Annotated in this window: 20 protein-coding genes and 1 pseudogene; 20 read left to right on the forward strand and 1 reads right to left on the reverse strand. The window is 57.1% G+C overall.

What is annotated here, in order from left to right; genetic code table 11:
• The first annotated feature begins 4 nt into the window (after positions 1-4).
• The 20 genes from rpsH to GOB87_RS03610 all read left to right on the forward strand — a co-directional run bounded on the left by rpsH (position 5) and on the right by GOB87_RS03610 (position 13,617).
• Complete coding sequence (gene rpsH / locus GOB87_RS03520) at positions 5-403, forward strand: 30S ribosomal protein S8 (RefSeq protein ID WP_166313163.1); 399 nt, start codon at positions 5-7, stop codon at positions 401-403.
• Positions 404-413: 10 nt separating this feature from the next.
• Positions 414-947: a 50S ribosomal protein L6 gene (gene rplF, locus GOB87_RS03525; RefSeq protein WP_166313164.1), complete on the forward strand. Its 534-nt coding sequence runs from the start codon at positions 414-416 to the stop codon at positions 945-947.
• Positions 947-1,309 (forward strand): 50S ribosomal protein L18, encoded by a 363-nt coding sequence (gene rplR, locus GOB87_RS03530; RefSeq protein WP_166313165.1) that lies wholly within the window; start codon positions 947-949, stop codon positions 1,307-1,309. The genes rplF and rplR overlap by 1 nt, the downstream gene beginning before the upstream one ends.
• A 14-nt stretch (positions 1,310-1,323) precedes the next feature.
• Positions 1,324-1,902, forward strand: a complete 579-nt coding sequence (gene rpsE / locus GOB87_RS03535; RefSeq protein ID WP_166313166.1) for a 30S ribosomal protein S5 — start codon at positions 1,324-1,326, stop codon at positions 1,900-1,902.
• Positions 1,895-2,080: a 50S ribosomal protein L30 gene (gene rpmD, locus GOB87_RS03540; protein WP_166313167.1), complete on the forward strand. Its 186-nt coding sequence runs from the start codon at positions 1,895-1,897 to the stop codon at positions 2,078-2,080. Before rpsE ends, rpmD begins: the two co-directional genes overlap by 8 nt.
• Before the next feature lies 1 nt (position 2,081).
• Complete coding sequence (gene rplO / locus GOB87_RS03545) at positions 2,082-2,573, forward strand: 50S ribosomal protein L15 (RefSeq protein WP_166313168.1); 492 nt, start codon at positions 2,082-2,084, stop codon at positions 2,571-2,573.
• Positions 2,574-2,702: 129 nt separating this feature from the next.
• Positions 2,703-4,064, forward strand: a complete 1,362-nt coding sequence (secY, locus tag GOB87_RS03550) for a preprotein translocase subunit SecY (RefSeq protein WP_166313169.1) — start codon at positions 2,703-2,705, stop codon at positions 4,062-4,064.
• Entirely contained in the window at positions 4,061-4,729 is a 669-nt protein-coding gene (locus GOB87_RS03555) for an adenylate kinase (RefSeq protein WP_166313170.1), read from the forward strand. The genes secY and GOB87_RS03555 overlap by 4 nt, the downstream gene beginning before the upstream one ends.
• A 141-nt stretch (positions 4,730-4,870) precedes the next feature.
• Positions 4,871-5,248: a 30S ribosomal protein S13 gene (gene rpsM / locus GOB87_RS03560; RefSeq protein ID WP_166313213.1), complete on the forward strand. Its 378-nt coding sequence runs from the start codon at positions 4,871-4,873 to the stop codon at positions 5,246-5,248.
• A 110-nt stretch (positions 5,249-5,358) separates the two neighbouring features.
• Positions 5,359-5,751, forward strand: a complete 393-nt coding sequence (gene rpsK / locus GOB87_RS03565) for a 30S ribosomal protein S11 (protein WP_010666031.1) — start codon at positions 5,359-5,361, stop codon at positions 5,749-5,751.
• A 119-nt stretch (positions 5,752-5,870) separates the two neighbouring features.
• Positions 5,871-6,890 (forward strand): DNA-directed RNA polymerase subunit alpha, encoded by a 1,020-nt coding sequence (locus tag GOB87_RS03570; protein ID WP_166313171.1) that lies wholly within the window; start codon positions 5,871-5,873, stop codon positions 6,888-6,890.
• Between the two features lie 24 nt (positions 6,891-6,914).
• Positions 6,915-7,340, forward strand: coding sequence for a 50S ribosomal protein L17 (rplQ, locus tag GOB87_RS03575; protein WP_166313172.1), 426 nt, complete (start codon positions 6,915-6,917; stop codon positions 7,338-7,340).
• Positions 7,341-7,547: 207 nt separating this feature from the next.
• Positions 7,548-8,594: an ABC transporter substrate-binding protein gene (locus tag GOB87_RS03580; RefSeq protein ID WP_166313173.1), complete on the forward strand. Its 1,047-nt coding sequence runs from the start codon at positions 7,548-7,550 to the stop codon at positions 8,592-8,594.
• 21 nt (positions 8,595-8,615) lie between these two features.
• Positions 8,616-9,383: an ABC transporter permease gene (locus tag GOB87_RS03585; RefSeq protein ID WP_166313174.1), complete on the forward strand. Its 768-nt coding sequence runs from the start codon at positions 8,616-8,618 to the stop codon at positions 9,381-9,383.
• A gap of 5 nt (positions 9,384-9,388) precedes the next feature.
• Positions 9,389-10,168: an ABC transporter ATP-binding protein gene (locus GOB87_RS03590; RefSeq protein ID WP_166313175.1), complete on the forward strand. Its 780-nt coding sequence runs from the start codon at positions 9,389-9,391 to the stop codon at positions 10,166-10,168.
• Positions 10,169-10,237: 69 nt separating this feature from the next.
• Positions 10,238-10,456 (forward strand): hypothetical protein, encoded by a 219-nt coding sequence (locus GOB87_RS03595; protein WP_166313176.1) that lies wholly within the window; start codon positions 10,238-10,240, stop codon positions 10,454-10,456.
• A gap of 114 nt (positions 10,457-10,570) precedes the next feature.
• Complete coding sequence (locus GOB87_RS03600) at positions 10,571-10,747, forward strand: DUF1328 domain-containing protein (protein WP_166313177.1); 177 nt, start codon at positions 10,571-10,573, stop codon at positions 10,745-10,747.
• 343 nt (positions 10,748-11,090) lie between these two features.
• Entirely contained in the window at positions 11,091-11,822 is a 732-nt protein-coding gene (locus tag GOB87_RS03605; RefSeq protein ID WP_166313178.1) for a hypothetical protein, read from the forward strand.
• A 113-nt stretch (positions 11,823-11,935) separates the two neighbouring features.
• The gene (locus GOB87_RS17095; RefSeq protein ID WP_373320765.1) at positions 11,936-12,208 is read left to right on the forward strand and encodes a cytochrome c3 family protein; all 273 of its coding nucleotides are present in this window, start codon (positions 11,936-11,938) and stop codon (positions 12,206-12,208) included.
• A 149-nt stretch (positions 12,209-12,357) separates the two neighbouring features.
• On the forward strand, positions 12,358-13,617 hold the full coding sequence (locus GOB87_RS03610; protein WP_166313179.1) for a polysaccharide polymerase: 1,260 nt from the start codon (positions 12,358-12,360) through the stop codon (positions 13,615-13,617).
• 18 nt (positions 13,618-13,635) lie between these two features.
• Here GOB87_RS03610 and GOB87_RS16595 read toward each other — a convergent pair.
• A pseudogene (locus GOB87_RS16595) lies at positions 13,636-14,004 on the reverse strand (IS5-like element ISMex42 family transposase); the annotation flags it as partial.
• Between the last annotated feature and the right edge of the window lie 100 nt (positions 14,005-14,104).

The following is a 14,104-nucleotide window of genomic DNA, read 5'->3' on the forward strand; positions in this document are numbered from 1 at the left end:
GACGATGTCACTTTCTGATCCTTTGGGTGATATGCTCACCCGTATCCGCAACGCCCAGCGTGCCCGTCACGCAGCGTGTGTTGCGCCGGCTTCCAAGCTGCGGGCGAATGTGCTCGAGGCTCTGCGTCGTGAAGGTTATATCCGCGGTTTCTCTGTTGAAGAGGTTCGCGCTGGTATTTCCCAGATTCGCATTGAGCTGAAATATGCTGAAGGCGAGCCGGTGATTAAGGAAATCCACCGCGTATCCCGTCCGGGGCGTCGCGTGTATTCCAAGATCAAGGAACTGCCGCGGGTCTATGCCGGCCTTGGCGTTTCGATCCTGTCGACGCCGCGTGGCGTTCTGTCCGACGCAGAGGCTCGCGCCGCCAATGTTGGCGGCGAAGTTCTCTGTCGCGTATTCTGAGGAGGGGTATATGTCGCGCGTTGGCAAATATCCCGTCGAGATTCCGTCGGGTGTTACTGTCACCATCAACTCCGGTGTTCTGACTGCTAAAGGCAAGTTGGGGGAGCTTAAGATGCCTCTCTCACCGCTGGTCGAGACGAGCGTTGATGATGGCAAGGTCGTGGTTAAGCCGCTGGGTTCACTGGCGCAGGCTCGGATGATGTGGGGCACAACCCGCTCACTCGTGGCGTCGATGATCAAGGGCGTTTCTGACGGATATTCCAAGGGGCTGGAAATCACGGGCACAGGTTTTCGTGCTGCGGTGCAGGGTTCCAATCTGGTCATGAACCTCGGTTATTCGCATGATGTCGTGTATCCGATTCCTCAGGGAATCAAGATCACGACGCCGCGTCCGACGGCCGTGCTCGTTGAGGGTATCGACAAGCAGCGTGTTGGTCAGGTTGCGCTTGATATTCGTAATTTCCGCAAGCCGGAGCCTTACAAGGGCAAGGGTGTGCGTTACGAGACCGAGACCATTCGTCGCAAGGAAGGCAAGAAGAAGTAATGAGCACTCTTCAGGAATTGCGGGAGCGTCGGCGCAAGCGTCTTCGGTTCCAGCTCCGCCGCAAGGCCGGCGGGCGTCCGCGCCTGTCGGTGTTCCGTGCAGGCAAGAACATCTACGCTCAGGTGATCGACGACAGTGTCGGTCGTACTGTTGCGGCGGCGTCTTCTCTGGACAAGGACTTCAAGTCCGGCGGCACGACCGGTGGAAACCGGGATGCGGCAGCGGCGGTTGGCAAGCTTGTGGCCGAGCGTGCTGTTGCGGCAGGTGTGAAGCAGGTCGTGTTCGACCGTGGCGCCTATCTGTATCATGGGCGCGTCAAGGCGCTCGCGGAGGCTGCCCGCGAGGGCGGTCTCTCCTTCTAAGGGAGGTCACGTAAATGGCACGTGAACCGAGAGAAGGCGGTCGCGGTCGCGATCGCGACCAGCGCGCTGACCGCGATGGTGACGATCTGATCGACAAGCTGGTCACAATCAATCGCGTTGCGAAGGTTGTGAAGGGCGGACGTCGTTTTGCTTTTGCCGCTCTTGTAGTGGTTGGTGACCAGAAGGGTCGTGTCGGCTTCGGTGCTGGCAAGGCTCGCGAGGTTCCCGAAGCGATCCGTAAGGCAACGGAGAAGGCCAAGCGTGGCATGATCCGCGTTCCGATGAAGGAAGGCCGTACGCTGCATCACGACACTACCGGACACTTCGGTGCCGGTAAGGTCGTGCTGCGTTCAGCTGATGCCGGCACAGGTATCATCGCGGGTGGTCCAATGCGCGCGGTCTTCGAGAGCCTGGGCATTAACGACGTGGTGGCCAAGTCCCTGGGTACCCGGAACCCGCACAACATGGTCAAGGCGACATTCGACGCCTTGGAGCGTTGTGCCAGCCCGCGTGCGGTGGCGAACCGTCGTGGCAAGAAGGTTTCGGATATTCTCGGCAAGCGTGAGCAGGTTGCGGAGGGTGCTGATGTCTGAGGGCAAGACTGTTCGCGTCCAGCAGATCGCGTCGGGCAATGGTCGTAAGCCGGGTCAGCAGGCAACGCTGATCGGGCTGGGGCTTAACAAGATCGGTCGCATCCGTGATCTGCAGGACACGCCGTCCGTGCGGGGCATGCTGCGCAAGGTCGCCCACCTGATCAAGGTGGAGGATTGAGATGAATCTGAACGAACTGCGCGATAACGAGGGTTCCCGTTATCGCAAGAAGCGGCTTGGCCGTGGCATCGGTTCCGGTAAGGGCAAAACCTCCGGTCGCGGTGTGAAGGGGCAGAAAGCACGTGAAGGCGTTTCGCTGAACGGGTTTGAAGGTGGTCAGCTCCCGCTGTATCGCCGTATGCCCAAGCGCGGCTTCAAAAACATCTTCCGCAAGGTCTATGCGCCAATCAATCTTGGTGCGTTGGACAAGGCGATTGAGGATGGCAAGCTGGAAGCTGGCTCTGTCGTCACCGAAGAGGTTTTGCGCAAGGCGGGACTTATCGGTGCGGGCAAAGTGGATGGCGTGCGTCTGCTGGCGCAGGGCGAAATTTCCCGTCCGGTGAATGTTGAGGTGTCCGGCGCTTCGGCCGCTGCTGTTGCGGCGGTGGAAAAGGCCGGCGGCTCGGTCAAGACGCTGGTGGCTTCGAAGAAAGCGGCGAGCGCAGCCTCGTGAAAAGGGGTGTGGAGGGTTCGCAAGCGGGGCCTCCACACAACCTGGCATGTTTGGGTTTGCAGGCGTTGGTGTCTGCCTCGACAGCGCCCCGCTTCGCGGAGGCGCTGTTTTTTGTGAAAGGACGGGGTGATGGCCTCGGCGGCTGAACAACTCGCGGCCAATTTCAATCTTGGAGCTTTCGGCAAGGCGACCGAACTCAAGAAACGCATCTGGTTTACGCTTGGGGCGCTGATTGTCTATCGGCTGGGAACCTATATCCCTGTGCCGGGTATCGACGCGGCCGTGATGGGGCAGTTGCTGGCGCAACATCAGGGCGGCATTCTGGGCATGTTCGACATGTTCACGGGCGGCGCGCTTGGACGCATGACGGTGTTTGCCCTGAACATCATGCCGTACATCTCGGCGTCGATCATTATCCAGCTGATGTCGACGGCTCTTCCTTCCATGGAAGCTCTCAAGAAGGAGGGCGAGCAGGGACGCAAGAAGCTCAATCAGTACACCCGCTATCTGACAGTCCTGATCGCATTTTTTCAGGCCTACGGAATCGCCGTGGGGCTTGAACGGATGAGCACCTCCGGTGGATCGGCTGTGGTGGATCCGGGGCCATTTTTTGTGGTGTCATGCGTGTTCACGCTGGTGGGCGGCACGATGTTCCTGATGTGGTTGGGAGAGCAGATTACGTCCCGCGGGGTAGGGAACGGAATCTCACTCATCATTTTTGCGGGCATTGTCGCGAACCTGCCTCATGCGATGGCAACGCTGTTTCAGCTTGGATATACGGGTGCGCTGTCGCCGTTCTTCGTACTGGTTTTTCTGGTGCTGGCAGCGGCTACGATCATGTTCATCGTCTTCATGGAACAGGCCCAGCGCCGGGTGGTGATCCAGTATCCCAAACGGCAGATGGGGAATCGCGTGTTCGGCGGTGAAGCAACGCATATGCCGCTGAAAGTGAATACGGCTGGTGTCATTCCGCCGATTTTTGCTTCTTCAGTGCTTCTTATCCCAGTGACGATCTCGGGCTTCATGAACGCCAAGGGGATGCCCGGCTGGCTCTCGTTCCTCGGGCAGTCGCTTGGGCAGGGGCAACCGCTCTACATGGCGCTGTATGCGCTCATGATCGTGTTCTTCTCGTATTTCTATGCGGCTGTGACCTTCAATCCCGAAGAGACGGCGGACAACTTGCGCAAGCAGGGCGGCTTCATCCCCGGAATTCGTCCCGGTGGGGCCACTGCGGCGTATTTTGATCGGATCCTGACGCGACTTACTTCGATCGGTGCGTTGTACCTGGTGCTTGTCTGTCTGCTGCCGCAGATTCTGATCAGTCGTTACAATGTGCCGTTCTATTTTGGTGGAACGAGTCTGATCATCATTGTGTCGGTCACGATCGATACGGTGACCCAGATACAGTCTCATCTTGTCGCGCATCAGTATCAGGGTCTCATCCAGCGGAGCCGACGGAGCAGTCCCAATCGAAGGAGCATCCGTAAATGAACATCATTTTTCTGGGCCCTCCCGGAGCAGGCAAAGGGACGCAATCCAAGCGTCTGGAGGCCCGCTACGGCATCAGTCAGATTTCCACGGGCGACATGCTGCGTGCGGAAGTGAAGGCTGGCTCCGATATTGGACGCGAAGCCAAGACGCTGATGGATGCGGGCAAGCTGGTGCCGGATTCGATCATTGTCAGCATGCTTGAGAAGCGCATTCAGCAGCCTGATTGCGCCAAGGGGTTCATTCTGGATGGTTTCCCCCGGAATGTTGCGCAGGCTGAAGCTCTGGATGTGATGCTGAAGAGGCTGGGCCGACAGATCGATGTCGTTCTGATGCTTGAAGTGGACGAGAACGCTCTCGCTGACCGAATCGCGGGGCGTTTTTCCTGTGCGAAATGTGGCGCGAGCTACAATGACGTTTCCAAGCCGACAAAAGTGCCGGACACGTGTGATCTGTGCGGCTCTCATGAATTCGTGAGGCGTGCGGACGATAACCGTGAGACAGTGGCGTCGCGTCTGACGGCGTATCGCAAGGAAACGTTGCCGTTGCTCCCTTATTACGAAGATAAGGTGACGGTGGCGTTCATCGACGGGATGGCTCCTATCGATGAAGTGAGCAAACAGATCGACGACACGATGAGTGAGGTCGAGAAGATCACGCAAAAGTGATCGGTTTAGATTGACTCAGGAGCGCGCCTCGGTCTATTGCGCGCGCTCTGGACCCCGCTCGCCATGGATGTGGCGAAGGCTGGCGGCAACGATATAGAAATCAACGCTCGGGCGCAGCCGGGCGGATCAGGAGTGTGCAGCGTGGCGCGTATTGCCGGCGTTAATATCCCGACGAACAAACGGGTCGTGATCGGTCTCCAGTACATTTATGGAATCGGTCAGACCAAAGCTCAGCAGATCTGCAAGACGGTCGGCCTGCCCGACGCGAAGCGGGTGAACGAGCTGAGTGACGATGAGATCATGAAGCTTCGTGAGGTCATCGACAACAATTACCGGGTCGAGGGCGATCTCCGTCGTGAGACGGCGATGAACATCAAGCGTCTGATGGATCTGGGCTGCTACCGCGGTCTGCGTCATCGTCGCGGCCTGCCGGTGCATGGTCAGCGGACCCACACCAATGCCCGTACCCGCAAGGGTAAGGCTGTGGCCATCGCAGGCAAGAAGAAGGTAACGCGCTAAGCGTTCCGCCTCCGGGCAATCAGGGAAATCCATGGCGCTGTGCGGCGTAATCCGCGCGGTGCCCGGGCGGGCAACGGTCCGCCAGGCAGAGAAAGACAGGGCGTACAGATATGGCTAAGGCCGCTGCTCCGCGTATCCGCAAAAAAGAGCGCAAGAACATTATCTCGGGCGTGGCGCATGTGCTCTCCACGTTCAACAACACGATGATCACGATCTCCGATGCCCAGGGCAACGCGATCGCGTGGTCGTCTGCTGGTGCGCAGGGCTTCAAGGGGTCGCGCAAGTCCACGCCGTATGCCGCTCAGGTGGCGGCTGAGGATGCGGGCCGCAAGGCGCGTGAGCATGGCATGGAGACGCTGGACATCGAGGTCTCGGGTCCGGGTTCGGGGCGTGAGAGCGCGCTGCGTGCGCTTCAGGCTGTTGGGTTCCAGATTGCGTCTATTCGTGATCTGACGCCGGTTCCGCACAATGGCTGCCGCCCGCGCAAGCGTCGCCGCGTCTGATTGTCCTATGGGTGCGTATTTTGCGCATCCATAGCGGAATTTCCTGAAGACGTTGCCCCGGCCTTGCGTCGGGGTTTCTGCCGCCCTGTCGCGGTATCCCTATCTGAAAGGCCGAGACCTTGGTGCTCCAGAAAAACTGGCAATCCCTGATCAAGCCGGAGAAGCTGGAAGTCGAACCCGGCTCCGTACCGTCTCGCGTTGCGACCATCGTGGCGGAGCCGCTTGAGCGCGGCTTCGGCATGACACTCGGCAACGCCCTGCGCCGTGTCCTTCTGTCATCGCTTCAGGGCGCGGCCATCACCGCGATCCAGATTGACGGTGTGCTTCACGAGTTTTCGTCTGTTCCCGGTGTGCGCGAGGATGTCACCGACATCGTTCTGAACATCAAGCAGCTTGCTCTCAACATGCATGGTGAGGGTCCGAAGCGGATGATGCTCACCGCGACCGGTCCGGGTGAGGTCAAGGCAGGCCAAATCCAGACGGGTCACGGTATCGAGATCATGAATCCGGATCTTGTCATCTGCACGCTCGATGAGGGTGAGAAGCTTGGCATGGAATTTACGGTCAATGTCGGCAAGGGCTATGTCCCGGCGGCAGCGAACCGTCCGGAAGATGCGCCGATCGGGCTTATTCCCATTGATGCGATCTACTCTCCGGTGAAGCGCGTGTCCTATAAGGTTGAGCCGACCCGCGTGGGGCAGGTGACCGATTATGATCGTCTGCTGCTGACGGTCGAGACGAACGGCGCGGTGACGCCGGAAGATGCGGTGGCTCTCGCTGCGCGTATTCTTCAGGATCAGCTCCAGCTGTTCATCAACTTCGATGAGCCGCGCCCGGTTGTCACGACGGAGCCGCAGGATGATCTGCCGTTCAACCGTAACCTTCTGCGTAAGGTTGACGAGCTTGAGCTGTCGGTGCGTTCGGCAAACTGCCTGAAGAACGACAACATCATCTATATTGGTGATCTGGTTCAGAAGACGGAGCAGGAAATGCTTCGCACGCCGAACTTCGGCCGCAAGTCGCTGAACGAGATCAAGGAAGTCCTCACCACAATGGGGCTTTCCCTTGGTATGAACGTTCCGGCCTGGCCGCCGGAGAACATTGAGGATCTGGCGAAGCGGCTCGACGAGCCCTTCTGATCCGCGACAACAGGAGACTTCAACATGCGTCATGGTGTTGCCGGTCGGAAGCTCGGCGTTACCTCCACCCATCGCGCGGCCATGTTCCGCAACATGGCCGTTGCCCTGATCAAGCATGAGCAGATCACGACAACGCTGCCGAAGGCGAAGGAACTTCGTCCGGTCGTCGAGAAGCTGATTACGCTGGGCAAGCGTGGCGATCTGCATGCTCGCCGTCAGGCTTATGCTCAGCTGCGTGATGACACGATTGTCAGCAAGCTGTTTTCGACGGTGGCCGAGCGCTACAAGGGTCGCACGGGCGGTTATACCCGCGTCCTGAAGGCTGGCGTGCGTTACGGGGATGCGGCCGATATGGCTGTTATCGAACTGATCGATCGTGATGTCGAAGCAAAGGGCAAGGACAGTGGTCCGCGTCCGGTTGCTGAGACAGAGCACGATCTGGCAGCCTGATTCCTCCTACAGGAGCAGGATGCAGGGCCGACCCTTGGGGTCGGCCTTTTTTTATGGTGAATGCGAAGGTATTGGCATCATTTTCAGGCTTTATTGCAACGATATGAAGTTTGAATATGGATTTTACAAATCCATTCTGTAAGGATGTCGCGTCGAACAGCGAAAACAACGGTTTCATGCTGTGAATATAACGGGAAAGAGCGCGGTATGCGTTTTCAAGGCACTCTCAGGAAATTGTCGGTCCTAGTCGCGACATTTGTTGGCGTGCTGCTGACTGGCTGTCAGTTTGCCGCTGCCGCACCCATTCGTGTGGGATATATCCCGGTATTGGGTTCATCCGCTCTGTTCGTCCTCGATGGCAAGGGTTGGGGTAAAGACGCCGGGCTTGATTTGCAGCTCGTGCGGTTCACATCCGGTCCACAGGCGATTCAGGCGCTCGTTTCCGGACGTATCGACGCTTATGTAGCTGGCGTTCTGCCGCTTCTTCAGGTGCGTGCTCGTGGTGTCGATGTAAAGGTTCTGGCATCCGGTGCAATTGAGGAACTCTCTGTCGCGGCGCGTGGAAAGCTGGCCGAAGGGCTGGAGGCTGGCGATGCCGGAAACCAGTCGCCCACAGCCTTGGCGCAGAGGATTACGGATTTCACGACGACCACTGGGCATAAGCCAAGATTTGCCGCCCAGCCGCAGGGGTCCGTGCCGGATACGGTGCTGCGCTACTGGCTCAAGCAGCAGGAAAAGCTGGACCTGAAGACGGTCGATATTGTCGGTATCGATATCGACGCGGCCCAGCAGGCGTTTCTTGCGGGTGCGGTGGACGCGGCAGTGCTGCGTGAGCCCGCTCTGACGGTGATCCGCCGTCGTCTGCCGGACGCCCGTATTCTGGCGAACGGCCACGAGATGCTTCCCGATCAACCGGGTTCGGTGCTGGCTGTCGTGAACCCGAATGCGCCGGACCGTGCTGCGTGGAAAAACAAGCTGACGGCGTTGTTTGTGAAGAGCACCACCCTTCTGGCCGAGCATCCTGAGGAAGCCGCCCCCTATGTGACGAAGGCGCTCGGTGGTGGATTGCTGCGTGAGGATGTGATTGCACAGGCGCTCAAGGCATCGGCGCATGATTTCGTCGCAGATCCGGCCCGGATTGTTCCCGGTGTGAAGGCGCTTCAGGATTTCGAAGTGGCGGAAGGACTGCTGCGTTCCGCAACACCAGTGGAAGACCTGTTCGATCTGACGACATGGCATCAGGCCACGCCGTGATTCGCTGAACCGGGGACAGTTATGAAGGATTTGCGTTTGGGCGGACGGGAGCGGCTGCTTCTGGGGACCGTTGGGCTGATGCTGTTGTTTGCCGTCTGGCAGGCCGTTGTCAGATTGCAGCTTGTACCGCCCGGTCTCCTGCCTGCTCCATCCGAACTCTGGCCCGCGTGGATGTCCGAGATTTCAGGCGGGTTCTGGCAGCAATCCATTCTCGACAGTCTCTCGCATTATGTGCTCGGTCTGTTGATCGGCTCCATTCTAGGCAACGGGGCAGGGTTGATTTGTGGGTCCGTGCCGCTGGTTGACGCCGCCACCGGGGGCATTGTCCGTCTTCTGCGCCCCATTCCCGGTCTGGCATGGGTGCCGTTCGCCATTCTCTGGTTCGGTCTGAACAATGCGGGTGCGACCTTTGTGATCGCCATCTCGGTCTTCTGGATCAATTTCTATGCCGCCTACGGCGCCGTGAAATCGGTGGATCGCGAACTCTACGAAGTGGCGGCGGCCTTTGGGCATGGGAGTTTTCTGGCGCGTCTGCTTCATGTGACGTTACCGGCCGCGTCCCCGGGTCTTCTGGCAGGACTGCGCACCGGGTTGGGACAGGGCTGGATGTCGGTTGTGGCAGCCGAATTGTTCGGCGTGCCGGGAATTGGCGCGCGGATGATGCAGGCGTCGAGCCTGCTCGCGACGGATGTGGTCGTGGTCTACATGGTCACGATGGCGGGGCTGTATGCCCTGACGGATTTTCTGTTCGGTCTGGTGCGTGACCGGCTGCTGCGCTGGCAGGGGTGAGAGGCATGTCGCTGGTTCGTATCGAGGATACCGGTCTGTCGCATGACGGTGGCAAGAGCTTTGTGTTTCGTCATGTCGATCTGTCCATAGGGCGTGGTGAGTTCGTGGCCGTGCTGGGTCCATCCGGCGTGGGTAAGTCCACGCTGCTGCGGGTGGTCATGGGGCTGATCGCGCCCACCGAAGGGGTGGTGAAGCTGGATACATCGCCCCGGCAGGCTGGAACGCGCAGCACGGCGCTTGTGTTTCAGGATGCTCGGCTGATGCCGTGGCGGAGTGTGCGCCAGAACGTGGCATTCGGGTTGGAAGGTCTTGGTCTTTCGGCCTCCGAGCGACGTGAGCGGGCGGAGCAGGCCCTGCGTCTGGTGGGGTTGGCGGCCGAAGGAGGGCGTTGGCCCCGGCAGCTCTCGGGTGGTCAGAGGCAGCGTGTCGGTGTGGCGCGGGCGCTGGTGGTCAATCCTGATCTGCTGCTGATGGACGAGCCGTTTGGTGCGCTCGACGCGATTACCCGGACGTCGCTTCAGGAAGAGCTTCTGGGCATCTGGGAAAAGACCCGCAAAACGGTGATGTTCGTGACGCATGATATCGATGAGGCGATCCTTCTGGCGGACCGGATTGTCGTTCTTGCGGGCTCTCCGGCCTGTGTGCGTGGCGATCTGACTGTGGGGCCACGCCCGCGCGACCTTTCCTCTTCCTCCCGGCGCGTTCTGGCGGCTCGACTGCGCAGTCTGATTGCGGGTGAGGACGATCCGGGCAGTGAGGCATGGCTGCGTTCGGTCGATATCTGAGTACTGTTGACCCTTGGTCACTGTGCCCACACAGTGTGAGTCGTGTTTGAGCAATGACAGGGTGATGGAATGGTACAGGGTTCGGACGATACCGAGGATTTTACGCTGGAGAGCGGCATCGGACGTCTGCAGGACAACTCGCCCCAGCGCCGGGCCACAGCGGGCGAGCATGTGGAAGACACGCTCGATCTGGTGCGCGATATCGTGGTGGACATGCCGCTGGTTGCGGCTGGTACGGTTGCGGTCTGGGGATTGGTGTTGGGTGGCTGGCTGGCTCGCCGTCGTTAACACGCGGAGCGTGTTGCTTTTTCTGAGGTGATGAAAAGGTCGCTGTGCAACTCGTGCGCGCCCTAATTGTTAACGCCTCATTGAGGGCTCATCGCTCATGAGGAGAAGAAGACCGTGCTGAAGCTTGCCCTGTTTTTTCTGATTGTCTCGATTGTTGCCGGGCTTTTTGGCTTCGGCGGTATTTCCAGCGCGGCTGCTGGCATGGCGAAGATTCTGTTCTTCATTGCCCTGATTATCTGTGTGGTGCTGTTTGCGCTGGTGCTGATTGGCGTTGGTGCGGCGTCGAGGTGAGGTCGCACGGCTTCTGAGAAGATGTATTTGAAAGAGCGTCTGGGGATAAAGTTCTCCAGACGCTTTTTTGTTTGAAGGTTTTGGTGGCTCGCTATAGCGCAATATCTTGCAACATGGCGCCTTGTGAGCGGATGACGTGTGGTTCACGTATATCTTCAGGCTTGCAGGTGTCATTGGACCCGAAAAGACGGGTAATCTGATAGTTGCTGTTGGCTGAGAGGCGAACAGGGGACTGTCAGCTGCGTCCAGACAGCATATGCCTGTGGCTATCGTTATTGGTCGGCACAGCAAGCCCAAGCGCATGTTCAGTGATTATGTGGTATGAAACGCCATCGTAACGCTGTTGGATGATGCGGCGGTGGACTGGCGACTTCTGAGCGTGATGCTGTGTGTGTCCGCCCTCATCCTTGTGTTGGGGACAGTCGCTGTCGCTGGGATGCCGGGCCTTGGGCAGGGCTGGGATTTCGCCACACTCAGCGGTTTTTTCGCGCTGGCGACGATTATCCAGATGTTTGTATTGACGGGAAAACCGCTGCCATGGCCCCGCTATGACGGACGGTTCTTCATGCGGTTGCACGTTGGGTTGGGTGGATTGGTCATGTTGTTCATGATCTTGCACGTTGGAGGCGTGCTGCTGGCGGAACCATTGGTTTGGAAGGATATCTGGCCACCAGTTTCGCGAGCCATGCAGGCGGGTGTGCTTGCATGGCTCTCGCTGCTTTTTCTGTTGCTGATATCTGGCAAGCGCATACGTGGACGGATGTTCGGTACGATCGCATTGTTTCGATCATGGCACCAAGCGGCGGCTATTTTCCTGTTGTGCAGCGCAGGTTTACATGGATGGTGGAGCGGTTATCGCATTCACAACACTCACGTTTTAGTTGGATGGATTTTCATGATCTGTCTGGCAACGTTTTCTCCCGTGTTGCGAAAAGCAATTCATAGAAGCGAAGTCCAGCGACATGCGCTCCGAAGGGTGCGGGGCATGTCTTGGGCCGCTATCCCCGTGATAATCGGGGCTGGCGCGGGCAGCGTGGTGGCGCTGTGGTTGTGTGTGTTGTGGTTGAACGGATGAGGTACAGGCGCCGTCTCACATGGGGAGGTGTGATAGCAGCTAGCATTTTAGGGAGTGTCGGATGTTGGTGGATAGATAATTGGGCGCAAAAGAGGGCGTCCGATCGGCCATTGATGCCACTTAGTTTTGCGCATGTGGATCATGGCGCGTTCAATTGCGTAACGTGTCATCACGACCATAGGGAGCCAAGGCTAGCGTTAAACTCATCTTCGCATACGTGTCTTGCCTGTCATAAGCACACACAGTCTTTAGCGCCATTGATGGAAGCGCAGTTTCATGAACTGTGTGAAGGATGCCATCTGACGTTTCGTGAGCAACATCGTCCAAGCGGCCCTGTGCGGGCGTGTCATGTGTGTCACATGAAGGAAGAGCCTGCTCGTTTTTAAGGTGAAAATGTGTGAGATGCGGGGTTTTCTGTCTTCGTCAAAGCGGGCAGAAAGGCAGATATCTTCGGTTTTCTATCGATATTTTATGGTTTTTCCCATGGGGTATCATTTATGAAATATCCGACACTCTGCCTGTGGAATAAATTCAGATGACAACATCGGTGATCCAAACGGGATTTTTACCGGGAGCAGCACAACGTGTCCATGCTCGCGCAGGTGTGGGGGTGTGGCTGGTCGTCTTGTCAGCAATGTTCAACCTCATCATGTGTTTTATTAATACGCATGGTTGGTTGCGGGTGAATGCAACACAACTGGCTGTTATTGAACTTTTGATTATGATGGTCGGTATGCTGGCTGTACGGCGCGCGGTGAATGCGCGCGTGGTCATCATTACGGCATTGGTGATTGGCTACATGGTTGGGGCCAAACTGATTAATCCAGGTTTAAGTTTTAAATTTGTACATGATTTAGCTATTATTTGGATATTCTTTGAGTTGGGTAAAATGGGAGGGATGGAGCAAGCCCAGATTGCCTTACGTTACATGGTGTTTCTGATACTTGCATGTGCATTGGTTGAGTTTCTTTTTCCAGTACAATACGGGCAGCAGTTTAATATCTGGCAATACTATGTTCAAAAGGGTGGTTTAAGCGCAGACACAGTGAATTACTCTAATACCACCTCCTTTGTCTCAGGAAGCAGAAGTGGTTCCAATGCCCGGACGTATTTTCCTTCAATATTTGGAGGGCGACGAATCGCTTCCATTTTTTTGGAACCTGTGTCGATTGGAAATGTTGCGGGGATTATATTCTGTTGGTGCTTGGCAACATCGCGCAATTATAAAAATGAGCGAGAGATCGGTCTTTATTTGGCTGTCGCGGCATTTATTGTGTTGGGAGATTCGCGTTTTGCGACAATGTTCTGTTTGGTGGTGACGCTGGTGCGGTTTTCCCCGTTTCGTGAGTCTGCCATCATAACATTTTTGATGCCTTTTTTCGTTATGATTGCTTTGACGCTGATGGGATCATTGCATGAGATCCCCGGATGGTTGCCTAGAATTACTCATGATGATTTTTCTGGTCGTTTGTTGTTTTCTGGTCAGTTGCTTGATTACTGGGGTTTGTCGCACTGGTTTGCTCTTTCTCCCTCACCTGTTTATACTGCGGACACTGGATATGCTTATGTTTCAAATAGTGTTGGTTTGATATTTGCATCAGTCTTGTGGTTTTTGTTTTCATTTTCACGATCTCATTCAAACGCGCAGCGCCTCATGAGAACTTGTTTGGCGGTTTATTTTGTAACATCGCTGAGTATTGGTGCCGGTATCTTTACAATTAAGACAGCTTCTTTGCTGTGGTTCCTTTATGGAGCCACAGCTTCCGAAATGGAAAATAGGAGAGTGAAAAACTAGGCCCTGTTAGGGCTTGATCTAGTCTGCTGCGGCAGCGATGTGGAATGCCACGAGGAACGACGTTGCTGTTTTTTCGTATCTGGTTGCGACAGTGCGCCACTCCTTGAGGCGAACCCAGAGGTTCTCGACAAGATGTCGACACCGATAGGCCCATCTGGGGCAGGCCACCGGCGCATCGCGTCGTTTCGCGGAAATGGCGGGAAGGCTATCGAGCATATCTGGAGCCAGCGGCAGTTCATGAGCCTGTCCGGGAGCCAGCGCAAAACCGAAGGCTTTTCCATGTCCATCAGCGATCACGCAGACTTTCGTGCCATAGCCGCAGCGAGAGCGGCCAAGTGCTTCACGATGGTCTCGCTCTTCGAAAGGGGCCCCTTTTTTTGGGCTCCCGCCGTCTTGCACCGCGGGCGAACCGCCTCGATCAGAGGTTCCCAGATCGCCCACCTCTCATCTGTAAAAGTGCCTGTTCCGTCTCCTTCTTTCATCCCTA

Source organism: Acetobacter estunensis, from assembly GCF_011516945.1.
Lineage (GTDB): Bacteria > Pseudomonadota > Alphaproteobacteria > Acetobacterales > Acetobacteraceae > Acetobacter > Acetobacter estunensis.